The organism is Gordonia sp. B8661-1, from assembly GCF_059427765.1.
Genome location: NZ_JCAHRL010000004.1, coordinates 38,651 through 58,641, shown reverse-complemented (window position 1 = coordinate 58,641; position 19,991 = coordinate 38,651). Strand labels below are relative to the sequence as shown.

17 protein-coding genes and 1 pseudogene are annotated in these 19,991 nt (G+C 66.4%); 5 read left to right on the top strand and 13 right to left on the bottom strand.

The window, feature by feature from the left end:
* The first annotated feature begins 110 nt into the window (after nt 1–110).
* The 3 genes from AC4JJG_RS10335 to AC4JJG_RS10325 all read left to right on the top strand — a co-directional run bounded on the left by AC4JJG_RS10335 (nt 111) and on the right by AC4JJG_RS10325 (nt 2,506).
* The gene (locus AC4JJG_RS10335) at nt 111–719 is read left to right on the top strand and encodes a DJ-1/PfpI family protein (RefSeq protein ID WP_495401378.1); all 609 of its coding nucleotides are present in this window, start codon (nt 111–113) and stop codon (nt 717–719) included.
* A complete protein-coding gene (locus tag AC4JJG_RS10330) occupies nt 716–1,171 on the top strand; it encodes a MarR family winged helix-turn-helix transcriptional regulator (protein ID WP_495401088.1) in 456 nt (151 codons plus the stop codon). Before AC4JJG_RS10335 ends, AC4JJG_RS10330 begins: the two co-directional genes overlap by 4 nt.
* A gap of 135 nt (nt 1,172–1,306) precedes the next feature.
* Nucleotides 1,307–2,506 (top strand): M20 family metallopeptidase, encoded by a 1,200-nt coding sequence (locus AC4JJG_RS10325; RefSeq protein WP_495401377.1) that lies wholly within the window; start codon nt 1,307–1,309, stop codon nt 2,504–2,506.
* 12 nt (nt 2,507–2,518) lie between these two features.
* On the opposite strand, the gene AC4JJG_RS10320 is transcribed toward AC4JJG_RS10325, so the two are convergent.
* From AC4JJG_RS10320 to AC4JJG_RS10270, 11 genes are all read right to left on the bottom strand, one after another.
* Nucleotides 2,519–3,940: an MFS transporter gene (locus AC4JJG_RS10320; RefSeq protein WP_495401087.1), complete on the bottom strand. Its 1,422-nt coding sequence runs from the start codon at nt 3,938–3,940 to the stop codon at nt 2,519–2,521.
* A gap of 224 nt (nt 3,941–4,164) precedes the next feature.
* On the bottom strand, nt 4,165–4,857 hold the full coding sequence (locus tag AC4JJG_RS10315) for a response regulator (RefSeq protein ID WP_495401086.1): 693 nt from the start codon (nt 4,855–4,857) through the stop codon (nt 4,165–4,167).
* A complete protein-coding gene (locus AC4JJG_RS10310) occupies nt 4,854–7,400 on the bottom strand; it encodes a DUF4118 domain-containing protein (RefSeq protein WP_495401085.1) in 2,547 nt (848 codons plus the stop codon). Before AC4JJG_RS10310 ends, AC4JJG_RS10315 begins: the two co-directional genes overlap by 4 nt.
* 57 nt (nt 7,401–7,457) lie before the next feature.
* Nucleotides 7,458–8,087 (bottom strand): potassium-transporting ATPase subunit C, encoded by a 630-nt coding sequence (locus AC4JJG_RS10305; RefSeq protein ID WP_495401084.1) that lies wholly within the window; start codon nt 8,085–8,087, stop codon nt 7,458–7,460.
* A gap of 4 nt (nt 8,088–8,091) precedes the next feature.
* Nucleotides 8,092–10,212, bottom strand: a complete 2,121-nt coding sequence (gene kdpB / locus AC4JJG_RS10300; protein WP_495401376.1) for a potassium-transporting ATPase subunit KdpB — start codon at nt 10,210–10,212, stop codon at nt 8,092–8,094.
* 11 nt (nt 10,213–10,223) lie between these two features.
* Nucleotides 10,224–12,107, bottom strand: coding sequence for a potassium-transporting ATPase subunit KdpA (gene kdpA / locus AC4JJG_RS10295; protein WP_495401083.1), 1,884 nt, complete (start codon nt 12,105–12,107; stop codon nt 10,224–10,226).
* Between the two features lie 4 nt (nt 12,108–12,111).
* Nucleotides 12,112–12,210 carry a potassium-transporting ATPase subunit F gene (locus AC4JJG_RS10290; RefSeq protein WP_495401082.1) on the bottom strand — a complete coding sequence of 33 codons (99 nt, stop codon included), beginning with the start codon at nt 12,208–12,210 and terminating at the stop codon, nt 12,112–12,114.
* 612 nt (nt 12,211–12,822) lie between these two features.
* A complete protein-coding gene (locus AC4JJG_RS10285) occupies nt 12,823–13,227 on the bottom strand; it encodes a PPOX class F420-dependent oxidoreductase (RefSeq protein ID WP_495401081.1) in 405 nt (134 codons plus the stop codon).
* 44 nt (nt 13,228–13,271) lie between these two features.
* Nucleotides 13,272–14,483: an MFS transporter gene (locus tag AC4JJG_RS10280; RefSeq protein WP_495401080.1), complete on the bottom strand. Its 1,212-nt coding sequence runs from the start codon at nt 14,481–14,483 to the stop codon at nt 13,272–13,274.
* On the bottom strand, nt 14,480–15,040 hold the full coding sequence (locus AC4JJG_RS10275; RefSeq protein ID WP_495401079.1) for a TetR/AcrR family transcriptional regulator: 561 nt from the start codon (nt 15,038–15,040) through the stop codon (nt 14,480–14,482). The genes AC4JJG_RS10280 and AC4JJG_RS10275 overlap by 4 nt, the downstream gene beginning before the upstream one ends.
* A gap of 67 nt (nt 15,041–15,107) precedes the next feature.
* Nucleotides 15,108–15,710 carry a DNA-3-methyladenine glycosylase I gene (locus AC4JJG_RS10270; protein ID WP_495401078.1) on the bottom strand — a complete coding sequence of 201 codons (603 nt, stop codon included), beginning with the start codon at nt 15,708–15,710 and terminating at the stop codon, nt 15,108–15,110.
* 87 nt (nt 15,711–15,797) lie between these two features.
* Between AC4JJG_RS10270 and AC4JJG_RS10265 the strand changes: the two genes are divergently transcribed.
* Together AC4JJG_RS10265 and AC4JJG_RS10260 are read left to right on the top strand one after the other, a co-directional pair.
* Nucleotides 15,798–16,139, top strand: coding sequence for an ArsR/SmtB family transcription factor (locus AC4JJG_RS10265; protein WP_495401077.1), 342 nt, complete (start codon nt 15,798–15,800; stop codon nt 16,137–16,139).
* 3 nt (nt 16,140–16,142) lie between these two features.
* Nucleotides 16,143–16,631 (top strand): SRPBCC family protein, encoded by a 489-nt coding sequence (locus tag AC4JJG_RS10260; RefSeq protein ID WP_495401076.1) that lies wholly within the window; start codon nt 16,143–16,145, stop codon nt 16,629–16,631.
* Nucleotides 16,632–16,711: 80 nt separating this feature from the next.
* On the opposite strand, the pseudogene AC4JJG_RS10255 reads toward AC4JJG_RS10260, so the two are convergent.
* Nucleotides 16,712–16,972, bottom strand: a pseudogene (locus AC4JJG_RS10255) (CGNR zinc finger domain-containing protein); the annotation flags it as partial.
* A 396-nt stretch (nt 16,973–17,368) separates the two neighbouring features.
* A complete protein-coding gene (gene clpB, locus AC4JJG_RS10250; protein ID WP_495401075.1) occupies nt 17,369–19,954 on the bottom strand; it encodes an ATP-dependent chaperone ClpB in 2,586 nt (861 codons plus the stop codon).
* Between the last annotated feature and the right edge of the window lie 37 nt (nt 19,955–19,991).

Below are 19,991 nucleotides of genomic sequence, written 5' to 3'. Positions count from 1 at the left end.
CTCCCACTCGGTCACCATTGACAAAACGCTGTCATATTGACAGCATGTTGTCATATGGCCGGATGGGCCCCGACCGGCATCACCACCAGGGAGGCAACGCCATGACCACCATGAAGACCGTGCATCTCGCCCTGTACGACACCCTCGCCGATTGGGAGTACGGATACGTCGCGGCCGGCATCAACAATCCCGAATTCCAGGAACACCCGGGCAGATTCCGGATCGTGACCGTCGGCGCGGGCACCGAACCGATCCGGACCATCGGCGGCGTGACCATGACGCCCGACAGGTCCCTCGCCGATGTCGAGGCGTCCGACAGCGCAATGCTCGTGCTGCCCGGGGCGCAGACGTGGGACACGGGCAACGAGGAGTTCGTCGGCGCGGCACGCCGCTGGGTCGACGCCGGCGTACATGTCGCCGGAATCTGCGGCGCCACAGTCGGATTGGCCCGTGCCGGCCTTCTCGATGACCGCGCGCACACCAGTAACGCACCACAGCAGCTCGAGCCCACGGGGTACGCGGGGGCGACCCGGTACGTGGAGGCCCCCGCCGTCACCGATCGCGGCGTGATCACCGCGGGCGGCGTCGCGCCCGTCGAGTTCGCCCGTGAGGTCTTCGCCGCGCTGGATATCTACTCGCAGGACACCCTCGACGCCTGGTACCGGCTGTACGGCAAGCACGATCCGAGTGGCTTCTACGACTTGCAGGCCGGACGGTGACCGTGCCGGATTCGTCGGCCGACCCCCAGCAATTGCTCTCCGACACGGCGCTCACCGTCTTCGCCCTCAACGGGCGATTCCTGACGCTCGCCGAGGAACTGGCTCGGCCGGCGGGGCTCACCGCGACACGCTGGCAGGTGCTCGGTGCGGTGCTGACGACGCCGCTCACCGTGTCGGCGATCGCTCGCGCCATGGGCATCACCCGGCAGAGCGTGCAGCGCACCGCGGATCTGCTCGCGGCCGACGGACTCGTCGAGTACCGCGACAATCCGCACCATCGCCGGGCGAAGCTGGTCGCGGCGACGCCGGCGGGCCTCGACGCCGTCCGCCGGATCAATCCTCAGCACCGCGCGGCAGCGGAGCGGATCGCGGACCGCCTTCCGCGCGACGAGTGGCGCGACGCGGTGCAGGCGTTGCGTCGGTTGTCCGCGGCGATGGCGGACGAGGCGTGACGCGGGAGACCACCACAGAAATTCGACCTCACAGAGGAGCGAACCGGATTATCCGGTCGGTGAGGCTGTGACGTGAAATTTCTGTGGGCATGCCCCGCCTGCGACAGCACATAGACTCAGGTGAACAGCCCAGCGATCGGAGGAGCACCGGTGTCACTCACGGAGGCCGAGGCCGCCGTCCTCGCCCACATCGACGCACAGGCCGTCACGGCGCTCACCGCAGCGTTGGTGGAGGCGCCCAGCGAGAATCCGGGCGGCACCGAGGCCGCGGCCGTCGATGTCCTGAAGCAGGCGTGCCGCAACGCCGGATTCTCCGTCAGCACACAGGAAGTGGCGCCGGGCCGTCCGAATCTGGTGGCGACACTCGCCGGCGGAGACGGGCCGGGACTGATGCTCCTCGGTCACTCCGATGTGGTGCCCGCCGGACCGAACTGGACCGCCGATCCCTATCGAGCCCGGATCGTCGACGGCCGCATCTACGGACGCGGCAGCACCGACATGAAGGGCGGATTGGCAGCCGCCGTGGTCGCCATGTCGGCTCTGGCGCGCGCCGGTGTCCGGTTACGAGGGCCGGTGCAACTCGTCTGCACCGTGGACGAGGAAGAACACGGCCTCGGTGTCCGCGATTACGTGTCGCGACCGGCCGAGCAGGCCTTCGCCGCGTGCATCGTGGCCGAACCGACCAACCTGTCCGTGGTCCGCGGTTGTCGCGGTGCCTCCTACATCGAAATCGGGATCACCGGCCGCGCAGCGCATTCCGGGCGCCCCTCGGACGGCCGTAATGCGATCGAGGCGGCCGCCGCGATCGTTGACCTGATCCGGGCCGACCGGACCAGACTCGCCGACGACCCCGACGAGCTCCTCGGATTCGGCACCTGGAACGTGGGCACCATCGCTGGTGGGCAAGGCATTTCGGTGGTCGCGCCGATGTGCGACCTCGGTATCGACCGGCGGCTCATGCCCGACGAGAACGCGGAAGCCGTCGCCGAACGACTACGAACCGAGATCGCCGAGTCGGGCATCGACACCGACGGCATCGAGGTCGACGTACGGGTGACCATGGAGATGCCCGGATTCGCCACGGCCGCAGATGATCCCATCGTGACCGAGACCGTCGGTGCGATCACCGACAGCGGCGGAGCCACCTCGGTCGGCGGATGGAGCGCCGCCTGCGACGGCGGCTTCATCAACCGCGACCTCGGGATCGCCACCATCGTCTGCGGACCCGGCGACATCAACGGTGAAGCGCATCAGCCGGACGAGTCGGTGTCCATCGACGAACTCGAGATCCCGGCCCGCGCTTACGCTCTCACCGCGCTCAGGCTGCTCGCCTGAGCGGGCCGCGCGTCAGGACTTGACCCCCGCCGGACTCCGGTCGCCGGACAACTCGTCCTCCAGGCTCGGGATCTCGGTGCCACGGATCGACGCGCCCGCGGTCTCCTTGAGGAACATCATCGCGATCATGCCGATCGCGCAGGCACCCATCATGTACGCGGCCGGGAAGAGGTTCCAGCCCGTCTCCTGCACGACAGCGTCGTTGACCAGGGGCGCGGTACCGCCGAAGGCCGCGGTGGCCACGTTGTAGGAGATCGCGAAGCCCGCGTACCGCACCTGAGTCGGGAACATGGCGGGGAACGTCGCCGAGATCGTGGACAGCTGCGGGATGTAGAGCAGCCCGAGGACGACGAATCCGACGATGGCCCAGGCCATGCCCTGGCCCATCAGCCAGTACATCGGCAACGCGAGCACGAACAGGCCGATCAGCGAACCCCACCACATCGGTTTGCGGCCGGTGGAGTCCGACCAGCGACCGAAGAACGGGATCGCCAGCATCATCACGACCTGACCGATGAGCACGACGATCGAACCGGAGGTCTCGGACAGGCCGATGGTCGCCTTGAGATAGGTGGGCTGGTAGGCCAGCAGCGTGTAGTTCGCGACGTTGAGCGCGATCACCATGCCGAACATGATCAGGATCGGCTGCCAGTAGTTGCGCAGCAGATCGACGAACCTCGTCCACGGGGTGCCGGTGATCTCGTCGGCGTTCTCCATCTCCTGGAAGACCGGAGTGTCCTCCATCTGCGAACGCAGGTAGAGGCCGACCAGGCCGAGCGGAAGGGCGAACAGGAACGGGATGCGCCAGCCCCACGTCTGCATCTGGTCGTCGGAGAGCAGGAGTTCGAGGAGCAGGACGAAGGCGGTGCCGCCACTGAATCCGGCAAGGGTGCCGAACTCCAGGAACGATCCGTACTTGCCGCGCTTTTTGTCCGGGGCGTACTCCGCCATGAATGTTGCGGCGCCGCCGTATTCACCACCGGTCGAGAAACCCTGGATGACACGCAGGATGATGAGGAGGATCGGGGCCCAGATACCCGCCACCGCGTGGGTGGGGAGCACGCCGATGAGTGCGGTCGCACCGGAGATCAGCAGGATCGTCATGGCCAGCACGGCCTTCCGGCCGATGCGGTCTCCGATGGGGCCCCACACCATGCCGCCGAGCGGGCGCAGGGCGAAGGAGATGGCGAAGCCGAGCATCGTGCCGATGGAGCCGAGCTCGCCCGGGAAGAATGCGTGTGTCAGGTAGGTGGCTGCCGCTGCATAGACGCCGTAGTCGAACCACTCGGTCGCATTGCCGATCGCCGAGGCACCGATGGCCTTACGGATGATGGCTTTGCCCTCGGGTGTTTCCGGGTCGGGAGCCAGTTGGGTGAACTCGGTGGTTGCCGTGGCGGAATCTGCCGCCGCGGCCGGATGGGGATCCGAAGACATCCTGCGCCTCCTGCAATCGATCGGCCAGTGATCTCGCGTCACAGCAAGTACCCCCAGCCGGACAAGCCGTCCCGCCGAGCGCACGGGGCGATCGCACATGTGGAACTTACGCGGCGCTAAGGATCATGTCGAGCGGCCACAAACGAATTCGCAGGTGGACAAGCGTGTCGTCATACGTCCGTACACCGTCGTAAGCGACGTCCGTCACGCAGAATTTCCCGGTTTCAGCGGACGAATCGATACCCCATACCGGCCTCGGTGAGCAGATGCGCCGGATGACCCGGATCCGCTTCGAGTTTGCGTCTCAGGCTCGCGAGATAGACACGTAGATAATTGGTTTGGCCGCCGTACGTGGGTCCCCAGACGGTGTGCAGAATCTCCTTCTGCCCCACCAGTTTTCCCTCGTTGCGCACGAGCAGTTCCAGCACGCCCCATTCGGTGGGTGTCAGATGCACCGGCTCCCCTTGACGCACAACTTGTTTCGCCACCAGGTCGACGGAGAAGTCTCCGGCGTCGACGGTGGGCGATTCCGTGGCGGCGACGGCCGTGCTGCCACGTCGTATCGCCGCACGTAATCGTGCCAGAAACTCCTCCATGCCGAAGGGTTTCGTGACATAGTCATCGGCGCCGGCATCGAGGGCGGCCACTTTGTCGGCCGCATCGCCCCTGGCCGACAACACGATCACCGGAACACTCGTCCAGCCGCGCAGGCCCTCGAGCACGGTGAGCCCATCCACATCCGGCAGCCCCAGGTCGAGCACCACCACCTGCGGGTTCACGCGCGCAACCGCAGCCAGCGCATCGGTGCCGTTGGCGGCGGTGGTCACCGCGAAGCCGCGTGCGTTCAGGTTGATGCGCAGTGCGCGCAGCAGTTGCGGTTCATCGTCGACGACGAGGACCCGGATCTCGCCGCTCATCGGAGGTCACCTTTCGATATCGATTCGGCGTCGGGGGTGGACGGCAGGGTGATCGTCATTGTCGTACCGCCGCCGGGTGTTTCGCTCGCGATCAAAGTCCCGCCCAGCGCGGTGACGAATCCCCTGGCCACGGAGAGACCGAGACCCACACCCGACGTCGCGGTGCTGGTGTCTCCGTAGTGATGGAAGGCAGTGAACACCCGGTCCCGTTCCGCGCGTGGGATACCCGGTCCGTCGTCGATGACGCGGATGACGCACAACCGGTCGTCGTCGCCGGCCTCGTCGACCGCTGGCCGCGACTCCACCCGAATGCCCGGACCTCCGTAACGAAGGGCGTTGTCGATGAGATTCGCCAGCACGCGTTCCAGGAGCCCCGCATCCGTGTAGGCCCACTGTTCCTCCAGGTCCACCACGATCGCCGGGGCGTCCGGCTCCCGGCGCGACACCATGGCGGTGGCCCGGTGTACGACCTCGGGCAGAAAGGTCCGGCGCAACTGCGGGCTCACCACACCGGCGGCGAGACGGGACGAGTCGAGCAGATTGCCGACGAGGTCGGCGAGCTGATCCACGGATTCCTCGACGGTGGCCAGCAATTCGGCCGTGTCCTCGGGACCGAAGGTCACATCGGTGCTGCGCAGGCTGGACACCGATGCCTTGGCCGCGGCGAGTGGGGTTCGAAGGTCATGGCTCACCGCGGAGAGCAACGCCCGGCGCAGTTCGTCGGTCTGCGCGAGCGCCCGGGCCTCGGACGCCTCCGCCTCCAGCTTTCGTCGCTCCACCGCGCCCGCTGCCTGGCTGGCCACCGAGGTGAGCACCCGGCGATCTCGCCCGGGGATCTCCGAACCGCTGAGCAGCAGCTCGAATTCGTTGCCCGGCACCGGACATACCGTGTCGGCAGCGTCCGCGGTGCCGGGCGGATCGACGCCTGCCGACGCCTCGACGACCGTGTCCCGGCCCGTCCGACGCACGATGGACACCGCGCGCTGATCATATGTTTCGCGAATGCGGTCGAGCAGGCCCGGCACGTCTGCCCCACCGAGCACCGCACTGGAGAAGCCCGCGAGCAGTTCGGCGTCCCGGCCCGCGAGTTGCGCCTGCGCGCGCCGCACGGTGGCCGAATCAACCAGCGCGGCAACGGCAACGGCCACCACCAGCAACACCAGGATGGTGATGATGTTGTCGGGCTCGGCGATCGTGAAGGTGAACCGCGGATCGGTGAAGAAGTAGTTGAGTAGCAACCCGGAGACGAGTGCCGACACCGCCGCGGGGCCGATGCCGCCGAGCATCGACACCGCGAGTACCCCGACGAAGTACAGGGCGGATTCGCTGGCGAAGCCGAGCCACCGATCGGTGAGCCACAGTAGCCCGGTCAGGGCTGCGGGCACGGCGATGGAGAACAGCCAACTGAGCGGACGGTGGAAGCGGGTGTGCCTGATGTCCAGTCGATTCGGGCGACGTGCCTCGTCGTGGGTCACCATGTGGACGTCGATGCGGCCGCTCTGCCGGACCGCGCTGACACCGACTCCCTCGTCGAGCAGACGTTGCCAGCGCGGGCGGCGCGACGTGCCGAGCACCAACTGGGTGGCGTTCACCCCACGGGCGAAGTCCAGCAGGGTGGACGGGACGTCGTCGCCGACCACGGTGTGGATGCGGGCACCGAATCCTGCGGCGAGCCGCCGCAGTTCGTCGAGATCGGTCTGCCCGCGTGCGGCCAAACCGTCACCGCGAAGCACGTGCACCACAACCAGTTCCGCACTCGACCGGGAGGCGATACGGCTCGCACGCCGCAGCAGAGTCGCCGATTCGGGACCGCCCGTCACCGCGACGACCACCCGCTCCCGCGCCTCCCAGGTGTCGGTGATGTTATGTGCCGCACGATAATCCGCCAGATTGTCGTCGACCTGATCGGCCAGCCACAGCAGCGCCAGCTCACGCAGCGCCGTCAGGTTGCCCTGTCGGAAGTAGTTGGACAGGGCGCCGTCGATCCGGCCGTCGGGATAGACCTTCCCGGCGGAGAGTCGTTGCCGCAGCGCCTGTGGGGCGATGTCGACCAGTTCGATCTGATCCGCGGCGCGCACGGTGTCGTCGGGCACCGTCTCGCGCTGCGTCACACCGGTGATCTGGGCGACCACGTCGTTGAGGCTTTCCAGATGCTGGATGTTGATCGTCGACAGGACATCGATACCCGCGTCGCGGAGTTCGTCGATGTCCTGCCACCGCTTGGCATTCCGGGAACCCGGCGCGTTGGTGTGCGCGAACTCGTCGACGAGCGCCACCTGCGGCTTGCGTGCGAGCACGGCGTCGAGATCCATCTCCTCCAGATCGGTGCCCCGGTAGGTCACCGTGCGCAACGGAACGACCTCGAGACCTTCGACGAGCGCGGCGGTTGCGATCCGTCCGTGCGACTCCACCACCGCGATGACCACATCGACGCCCTCGTCGCGCAACACCCGGGCGTGGGCGAGCATCTCGTAGGTCTTACCCACGCCCGGAGCGCACCCGAGGAAGACCTCGAGTCGTCCCCGGTCAGGTGATGCGCCCATGTCCCCGAGTGTATCCGCGCACGCCGGGCCGAGGATCGGCAAACGTGTGGGTGTCGTCTAGTCGCACGATGTGACCGTGTGTCCCAGCGCGAGATTCACCTGCAGCACGTTGACGCGTGGCTGCCCGAGGAAGCCCCACTGCCTGCCCGACGTGCGATCGGCGATGATCTCCCGCACCCGGGACTCCGGGAGCCGGTTCTCCCTGGCCAGTCGCGGCACCTGCAGTTCGGCATACGCCGGACTGATGTCGGGATCGAGTCCCGAGCCCGGGCCGGTGACCGCGTCGGCGGGAACCGCCGCGGGTGCCACCCCTTCACGATCGGCGATGAGGGTGCGGCGGGCGTTGATCCACTCGACGAGCGTGGAGTTGTTGGGGCCCTTGTTGCTCGCTGCCGACGCCGACGGATCGCCCGGCGCCATCGGATCATCGGCGGAGCCGAGCACCCGCGCGTGCAGATACGGGTCGGGAGCGCCCGCAGGCACCCGCGGGTCGACCCCGATGAGCGACGACCCCACGGTGCAGCCGTGGGCATCCCGCATCTGCGAACCCTCGGCCGTCGTACTGGTGATCCGTGAAACAGCCCAGACGGCAGCGGGATACGCGAGACCGAGGATGACCGTCAGCGCGCAGAGCGCGATGAACGCGGTGACGATTTGCCGGACGAATCCGGAGAGCATCGAATGCATGTGACTATCCCATCCCGGGCAGGAAACGAACGACGAGATCGATGAGCCAGATCCCGATGAACGGCGTGATGACGCCACCGAGCCCGTAGATCATCAGGTTGCGGCCCAACAGCTTCGACGCCGACGACGGCCGGTACCGCACACCCCGCAGCGAGAGCGGGATGAGGCCGATGATGATGATCGCGTTGAAGATCACCGCCGAGACGATCGCCGACTCGGCCGAGTGCAGCCGCATGATGTTGAGCGAATCCAGCTGCGGGTAGATGCCGCTGAACAGTGCGGGCAGAATCGCGAAGTACTTCGCGAGGTCGTTGGCCAGCGAGAACGTGGTCAGCGCGCCACGGGTGATGAGCAGCTGTTTACCGATGGCCACCACATCGATCAGCTTGGTGGGATCGGAATCCAGATCCACCATGTTGCCGGCCTCCTTGGCCGCCGACGTCCCGGTGTTCATCGCGAGCCCGACATCGGCCTGTGCCAGTGCGGGTGCGTCATTCGTGCCGTCCCCGGTCATCGCGACCAGCCGGCCACCGGACTGCTCGCGCCGGATCAGCTCCAGTTTGTCCTCCGGGGTGGCTTCCGCGACGAAGTCGTCGACACCGGCGGCCGCGGCGATGGCCCGTGCGGTACGCGGATTGTCGCCGGTCACCATCACCGTGCGAATTCCCATGGCGCGCAACTGCTCGAAGCGAGCCGCCATACCGGGCTTCACGACGTCGGAGAGCGCGATGGTGCCGAGTACCTGCACCTCGCCGCCACCGTCACGGACGCCGACGACCAGTGGTGTGCCGCCCTCGGTGGAGATCGCCTCCACCTCTCCGGCAACCATCGGGTCCAGTCTGCCGCCGGTGTCGGTGATCCAGCGCTCGACCGCGTCAGCTGCACCCTTCCGGCACTGCCGAACTGTGCCGTGATCGTCCACATCCATTCCGCTCATGCGGGTTTCGGCGGTGAAGGCGACGACCTGGTAGTCGGGGTGCACCTGGGCACGGGCCGCCTCGATCGATGCCGGATCGATTTCCCGGATGGCGTAGTCGGCGCGGCACAGATCAACGATGCTCCGGCCCTCCGGGGTGTCGTCGGCGAGGCTGCTCTCGTAGGCGATCTGCGCCAGTTCGATCACCTCCACACCCGGGGCCGGCACCAGGGCGGTGGCCCGGCGGTTGCCGAAGGTGATGGTGCCGGTCTTGTCCATGAGCAGTGTGTCGACGTCACCGGCGGCCTCCACCGCACGACCTGACATCGCCAGAACATTGTGCTGCACAAGACGATCCATGCCGGCGATACCGATGGACGACAGCAGGGCGCCGATGGTCGTCGGGATCAGGCAGACGAGCAGCGCGATCAGCTTGACCGGATCAGGGGTCTGCCCCGCATACTGCTGCATCGGACCGACGGCCACCACCGCGAGCAGGAAGATGATCGTCAGGCTGGTGAGCAGGATGTCGAGCGCGATCTCGTTGGGGGTCTTCTTGCGTGCGGCTCCTTCGACGAGTGCGATCATCCGGTCGACGAACGTCTCGCCCGGGGCCGTGGTGATGCGCACGACGATGCGGTCGGACAGCACCACGGTGCCCCCGGTAACGGCCGAGCGGTCGCCCCCGGACTCCCGGACCACCGGCGCGGATTCGCCGGTGATGGCCGACTCGTCCACGGTGGCAATGCCGTCCACCACGTCACCGTCGCCGGCGATGACCTCGCCGGCCTGCACGACGATCCGGTCCCCGATACGTAGTTCGCCACCGGGAATCTCGGTGACGGACCCGTCGTCGTCGAGTCGTCGGGCGATGGTGTCCTGCTTGACCTTTCGGAGGCTGTCGGCCTGCGCCCGGCCGCGGCCCTCGGCGACGGCCTCGGCCAGGTTCGCGAAGAGCACGGTGAACCACAGCCATGCGGTGACGGCCCAGGAGAACCAGGACGGCTGCCACAGTGCCAGCACCGTGGTCACGATGGCCCCGAGATACACCACGAACATCACCGGGTTGCGCGCCTGCGCGCGCGGCGTCAGCTTCCGGAGTGCCTGCGGGAGGGAGGTGAGGAACTGACGAGGCTCGAAGGCGCCTCGCGTGACCAGCTCGGTGGTCTCGGATTGTGCCGGAAGGTCACTCGGCGTGGGTGTTTCCAGAAGTTCGGTACTCACAGAATTGCCTCCGCGATCGGGCCCAGCGCCATGGCCGGGAAGAAGGTGAGACCGGCGACCAGCAACGTGGTTCCGGCGAGCAGCACGCCGAACAGCAGTCCGTGCGTGGGCAGAGTGGAACCGGTGTTGGTTCGTTCAGAATCCGGCTGTGCCCCATCGGCTTCCGCCTTCTCCAGCACCACCGTGCCGGACACCGCCGCCCCCTCACTCGCTGATCGAGTAGCAGACACAGCCCCTTCACTCGCTGATCGAGTAGCAGGCGAGCGCAGCGAGTCTGCGTATCGAGATCCCCCGACGTCTACACCAGCACCCACCGTCGACCGGGCGTCCCGCGGACGTTGCCGTGCCAGCAGGCCGGCGAGCGCCAGGACGAACATCATCGGCAGGAAGCGGCCGAGGAGCATCGCCAATCCGAGGGAGGTCTGGAACCAGTCGCTGGTCACCGTGAGTCCACCGAAGGCGCTGCCATTGTTGTTGGCGGCAGATGTGAAGGCGTACAACACCTCACTGAACCCGTGGATGGCTCCCGGCGTTCCGGGATCACCCGAGTTGCCCTGGTAGCCGGTTATCGAGCCGAGGATCACGGTGATCGCCGTACCGGTGAGCACCAGCGCCGGCATGACCAGCACGTAGAGCGCCGCCATGGTGATCTCGGCCTGACCGATCTTCTTGCCCAGGAACTCCGGGCTGCGGCCCACGAGAAGCCCTCCGACGAAGACCGTGATGATCGCCAGGATCAGCAAGCCGTAGAGTCCGGAGCCGACGCCGCCGGGCGCGACCTCCCCGAGCAGCATGTTCCAGATCAGCGCTCCGCCACCGGCTGCCGAGAAGCTGTCGTGCGCGGCATTCACTGCGCCGGTTGATGTTCCGGTGGTCGATACCGCGAACAACGCGGAGGCCGGCACACCGAAGCGCATCTCCTTGCCCTCCATCATGGCGCCCGCCGCCTTCGCTGCGATGCCGTCGGGGTTGGCCTCGGCGGTCCACACGATGGCGAGCATGCCGGTCCAGATCGCGCCCATCACGCCCAGCAGCGTGAGGCCTTGCCGCCGGTCACCGACGAGGGTGCCGTAGGTGCGGGTCAGGCACACCGGGATGACCAACAGAGCGAAGATCTCGACGATCGTCGACAGCGGTGTCGGATTCGAGAAGGGATGCGCCGCATTGGCGGACAGTGTGCCACCGCCGTTGGTACCGACGGCCTTGATGGCCTCCTGCGACGCGAACGGGCCCACGAGACTCCGGGACTCGTCGCCGCCCAGAATATGGAAGCCGAATCCGGAGTGGAAGGACTGCACGGCACCCTGGAAGACCAGGATGATCGCGATGACGAGGCTGACTGGCAACAGGATTCGCAGGCAACCGCGCACCAGGTCGACCCAGAAGTTGCCGATCTCACCGGTTCTGTTCCGGGCGATGATGCCGCGGATCAGGGCGACCGCGACGGCCATGCCGACCGCACCGGACACGAAGTTCTGCACCGCGAGTCCGAGCATCTGACTCAGGTTGCCCATCACCATTTCCGGCGAGTACGACTGCCAGTTGGTGTTGGCGACAAAGGATATCGCGGTGTTGAAGGCCATCGACGGTGAGATCCCGGGCCTGCCGTCGTTGAACGGCAGCACCGACTGCAGACGCTGCAGCAGATACACGGTGAAGAACGAGATCAGCGAGAAGGCCAGTACCGCAAGCGCATAACCGATCCAGGTTTGTCCGCGACGCGGGTCGATACGCGCCACCCGGTAGATGAGGCGTTCGACCGCAAGGTCTTTCCGGGAATCGTAGACGCGCGCCATGTAGTCGCCGAGCGGCACGTAGACGACCGCCAGAACGGCGATGAGGAAGACGACCTGCAGCAGGCCGGCCACAGTGGAGTTCACGGGATCAGAACCTCTCCGGGAAGACCAGCGCGATCAACAGGAAAACCCCCACGAGCAGAGCCAACGTCAGCATCACGACATTGGTTGCGCCGTCGGCGGTCACCGCCCGATCCGTACGTCGAGACCGGTGAGTGCCAGGAGACAGATCGCGAAACCTGCGATCGCCGCGAGGCAGTAGAGGAGGTCGGCCACAGCAGTCCTTCGCTGACGGTGGGCGCCGTCACGCTGCCCACACGATGGTGGCCGCGGCGGACAGGGGTGACCCTGATGTCGCGGCCGGCCGCCACCTTGTCGGCGGCCGACTCATACTGTGACTCGCCACGGACCCGCCGACGCGTTTCTTAACGCTTTCTCTACGGTCGTCCGCCACTACTTGACGCCGGATTAGCAGCGACTGCGTCAACCGACCACCCACTCGCTGATCGAGTAGACCGAGGCCTTGACGCCGGAAACGAAGCGAGCGGGCCGACTGTCACAGCCGAGACCCTCGCTGATCGAGTAGACCGAGGCGCCAGCCGAGACCCTCGCTGATCGAGTAGACCGAGGCGCCAGCCGAGCCCCTCGGTGATCGAGTAGACCGAGGCGCCAGCCGAGGTCGTATCGAGATCATGGTCTCGATACGCGGGCTCGCTGCGCTCGCACGCTACTCGACCAGCGAGAACACCACCGAGGTGGCCCATCAACCATCACACTGGGACCGGCGAGAGCACGATCGCTACTGCGTCAGGGTGGTGATCCGGATCCCGACCGTGCCGTCGGAGCCGCGTCGGAGTTTGCTGGCCTGCACGAGCAGCCGCCCGATAAGGCCGTACTTGCGGATGATCAGCGTGCGGGCATGCTCGGTGCCCGCCGCGTCGAGGATCGTGGCCGTGCCATCGACGACAGGGCCGCTCGTCTTCTTGCCGCGCGCATCGCATTTCTGCACGGTGACCCGCTGATCGTTCCGGATGCGTTTGACCTTTCCGGCGTTTGCCTCGGTCCACACGAGCATGGCGTCACCGTCGGCAGCAGCCCACACCGGCGTGCTCACGCCCTCGCCACTGCGACGGAAGGTGGTCAGCAGAACGTATTTCGCCTCGGCGACCGCCGCGACCGAGTCTTCCTGCCCGTTGGGTTCCATGACGCCAGGCTAGCGGGAACCCCGCACGAGGACACCCGACCGCGTCATCCCGCTGCGATGCGCGTGGACTCGCGGTCAGGACCGGCCACGGGCCTCAGTCTGACCGCCATCGCGAGAGCGAGGATCGGCAAGCCGGCGAGAGTTGCGATTGCGGGTGTGTAGCCGACGCGCTGGGCGATGTAGGTGATCGGTATCGCGATCGCACTGCCGATGCCGGGAGCTAGGCCGAGACCGATCGCGGACGCCAGGGCAGCCCTTGCGGGAAGATAGTTCTGGAGCAGCGCGATCGAGGGCCCGAAGCCTGCGAAGGTCGACGCGCCGACGACGCCGAGCGCCACAAGCGCGGACGCGTACGAGGGCGCGATCAGGAGGCATGCCGTCGCGATTCCGACCAGGCCCAGCGGCAGACTGATGAGGCGCATCGCCGGAATTCGACTCATTCTCCAGCCACCAATCATCGTGGCGATCGTTCCGGCGACGACGAGCGCCGTGAGTCCTAGGTTGGCAGCCGACGCCGAGACCGCGAACGTCGAGACCAGGTACGCGGGCACGAACGCCTGCAGGCTGTAGTAGCCGGCAGAGCGCAGCGTGATCACGGCGCCAAGGCACCACACCGCACGCCCGTGTTCTGCTGACGATCGCGGCCTTCGCGGCGGTGGCGCAGTCGACGTCGGTCGGTCGGTGGTTCGATGCCCGCGACGACGAATGGTCCATATGAGCGGCAGTGCCGCAATAGCGGGAATAACGGCCGGCGCGGACACCCCGATTGAACCCGCCGCCACACCTGCCGGCGCGGCGACGAGCGGTCCGAGCGCGAAGCCGATGTTGCCGCCCAGTGCGAACACACTCACGGCGCGCGCGGACGACTCGCCCGTAGCGGTGATTCGAACCAACCGGCCGGCTTCGGGGTGGAAAGCCGCGACACCGATCCCGCACAGAACCGTGGCGCCGACCATCCCGCTGAACCCGTCAGCGGCGCCGAGGCCGCCGAGACCGAGTGCGGCGACGAGAACGCCCCCGACCGAGACCCATGGCCGCCGAGTGCGGTCGGCGAGGATCCCCAGGGCGGGCTGAAGGACAGATGACCCGGCGTTGACCGCGAAAACGAGGATGCCGACCTGCCCGAGGTCGACGGTGCCGTGCGCTGCGAGAACCGCACCGATAGCGGGAACCGCCCCCTGAGTGAAGTCACAGCCGGCGTGGGCGACCGCCAAGGCGAGCGTGGCCGCGGGGATCGGGGCGGCGCGAACGGTCATGTTCGTAGGCCGGCCAGCGTCATCTCGATGAGCAGAGCTCCGGCACGTTTCGCGGACCATCGATGCCCGGACCGAAGATGCCGGTACGTCAATCCGACCGAGGTAAAAATCGCCGTCGCGGTATCGGTAACGTCGCCGACCGCGCGGATACTGCCGTCGGCGATGCCGTCGAGCAGAATCCGTTCATACGGAGCGAGGTAGCTCGAGCGGGAGCCGGACGAACTTTCCGCGTGGTAAATGGCCGCATGATCGGCGCTGTCCAACGCCTCGAGGATTACCAGATTTCGCTCCGTCAACGCACACTCCGCGCGCAGCAGGGCCTCCATCCGTTCGATGCCGCTTCCGGTGCCGGTCATCGCAGGCCATAACGCTTCTCGGTGCTCAGCATCGAGCCTCTCGGAGAGGGCTTGCAGCAAGACTTCTTTGGTGATGCCGCGGCGGTGCAAGGTCATTCTGGACGCCTGTGCCAGCTCCGCGATACGGACGAGAGTGGTGTTATACCAACCATTTTCGGCCAGAGACGCTTCGAACGCATCCAGCAGGCGCTGCTCGATCACGCCTTCACGATACACTCATGTATCATTCCATGTACATGGCTGTACCGCTTTTGACGCCGGCCGCCAGCTACTTACCCGGCCGACGCACCCGGTCACGTGCCCGAGCGACCGCATCGCGTGCCACACATTCCTCGGCGTGGTCGTTGACGATGCCGCTGGCCTGCATGAGCGCATACATCGTGGTCGGCCCCACGAACCGCCACCCACGTTTCTTGAGATCCTTGGACAAGGCGGTCGATTCCGCAGATGTGGTCTGACTGAATGGGATCGGTGGTGTCTCCGGTTCGAAGCGCCAGAAGTAGTCGTGCAGCGAGCCCTGTTCGTCGATGAGGTCCGCGGCGCGGCGCGCGTTGTTGACGGCGGCCTCGATCTTGCCGCGATGGCGGATGATCCCCGCATCGCCGAGCAACTGTTCCACGTCCGCATCGGTGAACCGGGCGACCCGCTCGACATCGAATCCGGCGAATGCGGCCCGGAAGTTCTCACGTTTCGTCAGGATTGTGCGCCAACTCAGCCCCGACTGAAAACCCTCGAGGCAAACCCGCTCGAAGAACGCGGTGTCGCCGGTGAGCGGCATCCCCCACTCGGTGTCGTGATAGCTGGTCTCCGGCTCCGTGGCCGCCCACACGCACCGTGTCACGCCGTCGTCGTCGGTGATCACATACGCCATGCCCGCACGCTACCCGGCCTATCCGACGTCGCGAACTTTTCGCCGGAGGGTTGACAACGTACAACCGATCAGTTGTATATTTGGTTCGTGACCGAGACAGACGAAGACCGGGCGGACGCCCTGTTTCACGCCCTGTCCGACCGCACCCGCCGAGACATCATGCGGCGGGTTCTGGCCGGCGAGCATTCGGTCACCGAACTCGCGGCGAAGTACGACATGAGCTTCGCCGCGGTGCAGAAACACGTTGCCGTACTTCAGAAAGCAGGGCTGCTGCACAAACGCCGCAGTGGCCGTGAGCAATTGGCGGGCGGCGACGTGGACGCAGTTCGTGCGGTGTCGGCTCTGCTCGGGGAATTCGAGCAGGTGTGGCGGGGACGCATCGCACGCATCGACGACCTACTCGCCATCGAATCAACCACGGAGGAGTGAACAATGCCTGTCACCAACGTTTCTCACGATCTCGACAAGCTGACCCTGACCATGGAAGCGGAGTTCGCCGCACCGGTCGACCGCATCTGGCAGATCTACGCGGATCCGCGGCAGCTGGAAAAGATCTGGGGCCCACCGACATACCCGGCCACCTTCGTAGACCACAGCCTCACCCCGGGCAGCCGGGTGACCTATTACATGACCTCTCCCGAGGGCGAGAAGTTCGCCGGCTACTGGGTGATCACCTCGGTCGACGAGCCGAACGGCTTCACCTTCGACGACGGCTTCGCCAACGCCGAGGACTTCTCCCCCATCGACGACATGCCGGTCTCGAAGAACGAGTACAGCTTCGTCGAGCGGGACGGAAAGACCGTCGCCACCTATGTCGGCCATTACGAATCCGCCGAGGCCCTGCAGAAGGTGCTCGACATGGGCATGGTCGAGGGCGCCACCGGCGCGATCAACCAGATCGACGAGCTCGTCGCGGCCTGAACCGGCGGCACTGCTGAAAACGTCCTCCTGACAGATGCCCGAGGGCAATTTGCCCCCGGAACCCACTCAGGAGGACGTTTTCAGTCGTTCGCCGACTTGGACTTGTGCCGCCCGGCGTTGAATCGCGCCTTCTTCTCCCGGTTCCCGCAGGTATTCATCTCGCACCACCGACGAGTACGACTCCGGCTGGTGTCGAAGAACGCCGCCCGGCACGTCGGCGATGCACACAGAGCCATTCGTCCGTCCCGCTCCCCGGAGACGATGGCGATGGCGTCGTCAGCCACGACACCGAGCGCGTCGTCGACAGCCGCCGCCGAGCTCAGCACCCATTGACGATGACCGGCACGTACGCGACTGTCATACGTGCCGACGGCGGGCTAGCTCTGACGTCAGCGGCGGTTGCGCTGATTGTCGGCGTACTGACGGTGGCAATCCTGCAATGTCAGTGTGGCGCAGCATTTCTCCGGCACAATCACTGGATGCCGGCAGCACTCTGCGCACTCGGATCGACGGTCTGGTTCACGTCGGTCGTCCTGATTCACGCCGCGATCCCGGGCAGTCGGCAGGTGTGCGTCGCCGCCTGCATCCTCGTGGGGCTGTCTGTCGTCACACTCCCCTCCCGCCGGCACCGCCCTGTGCACAGTCGTAGCGGTCAACAACGGCCAACGTCCCCTGGCGAGCGTCCGAAGACACTATGTCCTCGGCACCCGCTCAGGGGGACGTTGTCAGCAGTTAGGTCAGGCGTGTTCCGGGGTCTTTTCCGACTTCTCGGCACCCAGGACCAGCGACTCACCGTCCGGTGCGACATCCACGGGGACGGTGTCGCCGTCGTGGAAGTCCCCGGCCAGCAAGGCCTTTGCGAGTTTGTCGCCGATGGCCTGCTGCACGAGGCGGCGCAGCGGACGCGCTCCGTAGAGCGGATCGAAGCCACGCTCACCCAACCATTCCTTGGCCTTCGGCGTAACCTGCAGGTCGAGTCGACGCTGCGCCAGCCGCTTGCGGAGCTGGTCGAGCTGGATGTCGACGATCGCCACCAGTTCGCCCGGGTTCAGTGCGTCGAAGATCAGCACGTCGTCGAGCCGGTTGATGAACTCCGGCTTGAACGCGGTGCGCACCGCCGCCATCACCTGATCCTTGTCACCGCCGGCGCCCAGGTTGGACGTCAGGATGAGGATGGTGTTGCGGAAGTCCACCGTGCGACCCTGTCCGTCGGTGAGGCGCCCTTCGTCGAGCACCTGGAGCAGCACGTCGAACACGTCCGGGTGAGCCTTCTCGACCTCGTCGAAGAGGACCACCGTGTACGGGCGACGCCGCACCGCCTCGGTCAGCTGACCGCCGGCCTCGTATCCGACATATCCGGGAGGCGCACCGACAAGCCGTGCGACGCTGTGCTTCTCGCCGTATTCACTCATGTCGATACGAACCATCGCGCGCTCGTCGTCGAACATGAACTCGGCGAGCGCCTTGGCCAGCTCCGTCTTGCCGACACCGGTCGGTCCGAGGAACAGGAACGATCCGAGCGGCCGGTTCGGGTCGGCGACGCCGGCACGGGCACGGCGGACCGCGTCCGACACGGCTTCCACCGCGGCGGCCTGTCCGATGACCCGGTGGCCGATTTCCTCCTCCATACGAAGAAGTTTCGCGGTCTCGCCCTCCAGCATGCGGCCGGCGGGAATGCCGGTCCATGCGGAGACGACACCCGCGATGTCGTCGGTGCCGACCTCCTCCTGGAGCATCACATCACCGTCGAGATCGGCGCCCGTCTTCTCGGCCGCGGCCTCGAGTTCCTTCTCCAGGCCCGGGATCGTGCCATACCGAAGCTCGGCAGCACGTCCCAGATCGCCGTTGCGCTCGGCCCGATCCGCCTCTCCGCGAAGCTGTTCGAGCTCCTCCTTGATGTCGCGGACGGAGTCGATGGCGGTCTTCTCCGACTGCCAGCGCGCGGACAGCTCGTTGAGCTTCTCCTTCTGGTCGGCCAGTTCCTGGCGCAGCTTCTCCAACCGCTCCTTCGATGCCGCGTCGGTCTCCTTCTGCAGGGCGACCTCTTCGACCTCGAGACGGCGCACGATGCGCTCCACCTCGTCGATCTCGACGGGGCGGGAGTCGATCTCCATGCGCAGGCGGGACGCGGCCTCGTCGATCAGGTCGATGGCCTTGTCCGGCAGGAAGCGCGAGGTGATGTAGCGATCGGAAAGCGTTGCGGCGGCGACCAATGCCGAGTCGGTGATGCGCACACCGTGGTGCACCTCGTACCGATCTTTCAGACCGCGCAGGATGCCGATGGTGTCCTCCACCGACGGCTCACCGACGTACACCTGCTGGAAACGGCGCTCCAGGGCCGCGTCCTTCTCGATGTACTGGCGGTATTCCTCCAGGGTCGTCGCACCGACGAGCCGCAGCTCGCCACGCGCCAGCATCGGCTTGATCATGTTGCCGGCGTCCATCGCGGAATCGCCAGTCGCACCGGCACCGACGATGGTGTGCAGCTCATCGATGAAGGTGATGATCTGCCCGTCGGAGCCCTTGATCTCGTCGAGCACGGCCTTCAGCCGCTCCTCGAACTCACCGCGATACTTGGCGCCTGCCACCATCGAACCCATGTCGAGGGAGATGACGGTCTTGTCGCGCAACGACTCCGGGACATCGCCCTCGAAGATCCGCTGCGCCAGGCCTTCCACGATCGCGGTCTTGCCGACGCCGGGCTCACCGATGAGCACCGGATTGTTCTTCGTGCGACGAGACAGCACCTGCACCACACGACGAATCTCGTTGTCGCGTCCGATGACCGGATCGAGCTTGCCCTCGCGGGCGGCCTTGGTCAGGTCCGTCGAATACTTCTCCAGCGCCTGATAGGTCTGTTCCGGATCGGCGTTGGTGACGCGAGCGTTGCCGCGCACCGCGACGAATGCGTCCCGCAGCGCCTGCGGGGTGGCGCCGTCGCCGGCGAGGAGCTTCGCCACATCCGAGTCGCCGGTCGCCAGACCGACGAGGACGTGCTCGGTGGAGACGTATTCGTCGTTGAGCTCACCGGCGAGCTGCTGCGCGGCCGAGATGGCCGCGATCGACTCGCGGGAAAGCTGGGGCTGCGCGCTCGCGCTGGACACCGTCGGCGCACGATCCACCAGAGCCTGGGCCTGGGCACGAACCGTCGACGGATCCACGCCCACCGCCTTGAGCAGCGGAGCAGCGATACCGTCGGACTGATCGAGCAGCGCCACCAGGATGTGGGCCGGACGCACGTCGGGATTTCCAGCAGCGGCCGCGGCCTGCACAGCAGCGCTCAGCGCCTGCTGCGTCTTGGTCGTCGGGTTGAAGCTGTCCACTGGCGTGTACCTTTCTCTTTAGTCCAATAGACTCAAG